Here is a 3,924-nt window from a genome sequence, read left to right as displayed (position 1 = left end):
TGCGACATCGCAACGTGCGGAAATGGGCGCTCAGGACGCCGTCAAACAGTCGCTGCAACGCGGTCAGTCGATCGTCGATGTGGCTCTGGCTGCTGGCGAAACCGTCGTTGATGCCCTGACCGAACTGAAAAGCCTCGCTGTGGCTATTCAGGACGCTCCGGCGACCGGCGACACCCAGACCAAGCTGCATGCCGACTTCACGGCGATCACCAACGAAATCACTGCCGCTCTCGGTGGCGCGACCTTCGACGGTGTGAACCTGTTCAAAGCGAATGCGGCTGCCGTCGAGGTGACCACGAACACCGGTGCAACCGGCAACAAGTTCACCCTGAAGGCGATTGCCGCAGCGGACACCAATCCGCTGGCCGGTGGTGCTGGTGCCGGTGCCTATAACCTGGCCACGCCGGACAAAGCCAACCGTACGGCTGCCAATGTGGACTCGGCCATCAGCGCCTTCACAACGGTTCTGGCCGATTTCGGTACCAAGTCCAAGTCGCTGGATCGCCAGATGACCTTCGTCGGCAAGATGCAGGACTCGCTGGAAACCGGCGTAGGCAACCTCGTGGATGCCGATCTGGCCAAGGAAAGCGCTCGTCTGACCGCGCTGCAAACCAAGCAACAGCTGGGTGTGCAAGCTCTGTCGATCGCCAACTCGTCCAGCTCGATGCTGCTGGGTCTGTTCCGCTAATCGGGATAACGGAGCGGGTCTTTTGAGGCCCGCTCCGTACTCTTGAACACAGGAGGGTGCGCCAGAGGGGCGCTGAATGTAGAATGACTGAACCGATTTCTTCTGTTTCGGCAGTGGCGAATGTCACACCGGACGTCGCCAGCATCGAAATGCCGCCTGCCAAGCCACAATCGGCATTGGCCGGCAATGATGAGGCCAGCCAAAGACTTGTGATCGAGGCCGTGGGCCCGAACCGCTTTGTGTACAAGGTCATGGACCGCGTCACGGGCGAGGTGATCCGTCAGCTTCCGCGCGAGGAAGTGCAAAAACTGATCACGGACCCTGCCTATCGCCAGGGCGGAGTGGTGAGCACTATGGCGTAAGCCAGCTTATTGATCCGTCAGAATTAAATCTGCGATGACAACGCATTATCGCTATCGTTTTTATAACGCCACCGGAACATATGCCGGATGGCGGGTTTATGGTTTTTAATGCGTTAACCATACGATCACGACTCATGGTTAATAGTACACCGGTACAGAAGTCCGGGGGCGAAAAAGCCATGACCACCAGCGTTCACACCAACAGCTCTGCACTCATTGCACTGCAGAACCTGAACAAGACCAATTCCAAACTTGCCACCACGCAGAGCCGCATCAATACCGGCCTGAAAGTGCAGGGTGCCAAGGATAACGCGGCAACGTGGGCCATCGCCCAGAACCAGCGTGCGGATATGTCTTCGCTGGATTCGGTTAAATCCAGCCTGAACCGTGCGACCTCGATCGCCGATGTTTCGCTGGCGGCTGGTGCCGAGATTTCCGATATTATCGTAGAGTTGCGCCAGAAGGCGACATCTGCTGCAGATCCGTCGGCTTCGGATGCAACCAAAAAAGCCTATAATGACGAGTTCCAAGCGCTGCTGCTGTCGCTGGACTCGTTTGCAAAGAACGCCACCTTCGATGGCAAGAATATTTTGGATGCCAGCGAAGCGGCTCCTCTGGATTTTTTGGCCAGCGCTGACGGACAGGAAACCATCGCGCTGAATCCGCAAGACCTGACGCTGGCTGGACTGACCCTGACCGGTCTGGATCTAGAAACGGATCCGGCGGCGGCGCTGACCGCTGTCGAGGCGGCTCTGGCTACGTCAAGCGAGCGTCTGGCCGAACTTGGCGCGCAGGCCAAGCAGATCGAAAAGCACAATGTGTTCGTCGGTAAGTTGATGGACTCGCTTGAAGTCGGTGTTGGCAACATGGTGGATGCCGATATGGCCAAGGAAAGCGCTCGCTTGCAGGCGCTTCAGGTCCAGCAGCAACTGGGCGCGCAGGCTCTGTCGATTGCCAACCAGTCGCCGCAGATCATCCTGTCGCTGTTCCAGTAAGCCGCGCGCTTTCTGCAATCTTTTCAAAGCGCCGATCTGTTTGCACAGGTCGGCGTTTTTGCTTTTCCTTGCTGATGTTAACGACTTGCTGAGCGTGTTGCGGTAAAGCTTTTTGTGAAATGGAGCGTGCCGCATGAAGATCAACAACAGTTATCTGTTGGGACTTTACGGGGGTGATGCCAGCAGCATCTTCTCGGGTGGCACAGGTGCGTCTGGTGGTGGCGTAAAATCACAGCCGACCGCACCGTGGAGCAGCTCTGTCGCCGACAAGCAGCCGACCCCGTCGGAGCTGCTGCGCAAGGCGCTGTCGAGCAATAAATTTATCGACGAACGCGCCAACAAGCTCGACTTTAAAGCCAAAAACTCCAACGAATATAAGACCCTGTTTTCGCTGCACACAGGCTTGCAACTGCTGGAATCCCTGGCTCTGAGAGGCATGGAGAAGGGTGTTTCCAAGGCTGAGACAGCACAGCTGCAAAAACGCTTCGAGGCAGGTCTGAAAGAAGTTTCCCAGTATCTGGCCACGGCGGGCGCGGATGTGGATACGGTTCAGCTGATTAACGGTATCTCCTCGACCCGCAGTCAGGGGACGACGGTGGTCCCGCGTGACAACCATGCCTACCAGACCGGCCCCTTGCACAAGGGCAGCCTGTCCGAGCCTGTCGAGGCGTTTCAGGGCGAGGTCCAGTTCAACGTCACTATCCGTACCAGCAGCGGCACACAGTCCATTGCCATTGACCTGAACGATATGGGCGCAACGCCGCGCACGATGGATGCGGTGATCGACCACATCAACGGGACGTTGAAAACGGCGGGCGTCGAAACCCGTTTCAGCCGTCAGGATATCCCTGGCGAGCCGCGCAAGATGACGGTGGGCGACCGCACGATCACCCTGCCTGCAACCGGCAATAGCTGGGGCCTGCGTGTTGCGGGTAATTCCAGCGAGACGGTTGGTTTTCAGGCGGTTTCTTCCGGTAGCTCGGTCCATGTGATCCAAGGCAATGGCCTTGGCGGTAATAATCAGGCCCTGAAATTCGATCCTGCGGGTTCGGGTGGGGCCGGTATCGGCGATACGAACTGGGTTGATGGCCGCACAGGTCAGTCAAATCTGCCGGATGGTATCAGCACGGTGCGGGCTTCGGCCGCTGCCGCCGATGGTGGCATGTGGATCGTGGCCGATATGACTGCGGACGCAGGCGGGCACACGGTGCGCGGCCAGTCAGACGTGGTTCTGATGAAGCTGGATTCGACGGGGCAGGTGGTCATCAGTCGCGGACTGGGCGCGGCCTCCAATGCGGCAGGCTATGCCATTTCGGTGTCCGACGATGGCCGCGTCGCTGTGGCAGGTTCGGTGACGGGGGGGCTGATCCCCGGACAGAGCGGAGCCAATGCGGGCCTGTCGGACAGCTTTGTTTCGGTATTTGATGCCAATGGCGTCGAGCAATGGACCCATTCGCGCGGGGCCAAGGCTGCAGACGAAGCCACGGCCGTATCCTTCGGTGCTGACGGCAAGGTCTATGTATCAGGGCGCGCCCAGTCGGCCATGCCGGGTACGACGGCGAGCGGCGGCTGGGACAGCTATGTTCAGGTCTTTGGCGAGAGCCAGAGCCACGCCACAGCGCCGATCAAGGCGACGTCTATGGGCACCACCCAGTTCGGTACTGCGGGCGATGATTCCGTTCAGGCCATGACCGTGGACGGCGACAATCTTTATACGGCCGGTATCGAGAACGGCAGCTTTGTCGTGCGCCAGTTCAGCATCGGTCAGGACGGCGCGCCTCAACTGCTGTCCACCCGTAATCTGGGTGCCGCCCATAATGGCGAGATCGCAGGGATTGCGGTGTCGGACGGCAAGCTGATCGTATCGGGGGCCACGCGT

The 3,924-nt window shown here is 59.0% G+C and carries 3 protein-coding genes and 1 pseudogene; all 4 read left to right on the top strand.

The window, feature by feature from the left end; all coding sequences use genetic code 11:
• A partial coding sequence (locus tag RSB01_RS09835) for a flagellin (RefSeq protein ID WP_332625386.1) occupies positions 1–688 on the top strand: 688 nt, incomplete at its 5' end.
• Between the two features lie 83 nt (positions 689–771).
• Positions 772–1,050, top strand: a complete 279-nt coding sequence (locus RSB01_RS09830) for a flagellar protein FlaG (protein WP_332620031.1) — start codon at positions 772–774, stop codon at positions 1,048–1,050.
• A gap of 179 nt (positions 1,051–1,229) precedes the next feature.
• Positions 1,230–2,045: a flagellin gene (locus tag RSB01_RS09825; protein WP_332620030.1), complete on the top strand. Its 816-nt coding sequence runs from the start codon at positions 1,230–1,232 to the stop codon at positions 2,043–2,045.
• Positions 2,046–2,178: 133 nt separating this feature from the next.
• Positions 2,179–3,924 (top strand): annotated as a pseudogene (locus RSB01_RS09820) (transcriptional regulator); the annotation flags it as partial.

The organism is Brevundimonas sp. (assembly GCF_036659295.1).
GTDB lineage: Bacteria > Pseudomonadota > Alphaproteobacteria > Caulobacterales > Caulobacteraceae > Brevundimonas.
Note: the sequence above shows the minus strand (reverse complement) of the source record. Positions and strands in the feature narration are given on the sequence as shown.

Bases quoted from the DNA above. Each gene is read 5' to 3' on its own strand.
- RSB01_RS09825 (WP_332620030.1), top strand. From the start codon at position 1,230: ATGACCACCAGCGTTCACACCAACAGCTCTGCACTCATTGCACTGCAG.
- RSB01_RS09830 (WP_332620031.1), top strand. From the start codon at position 772: ATGACTGAACCGATTTCTTCTGTTTCGGCAGTGGCGAATGTCACACCG.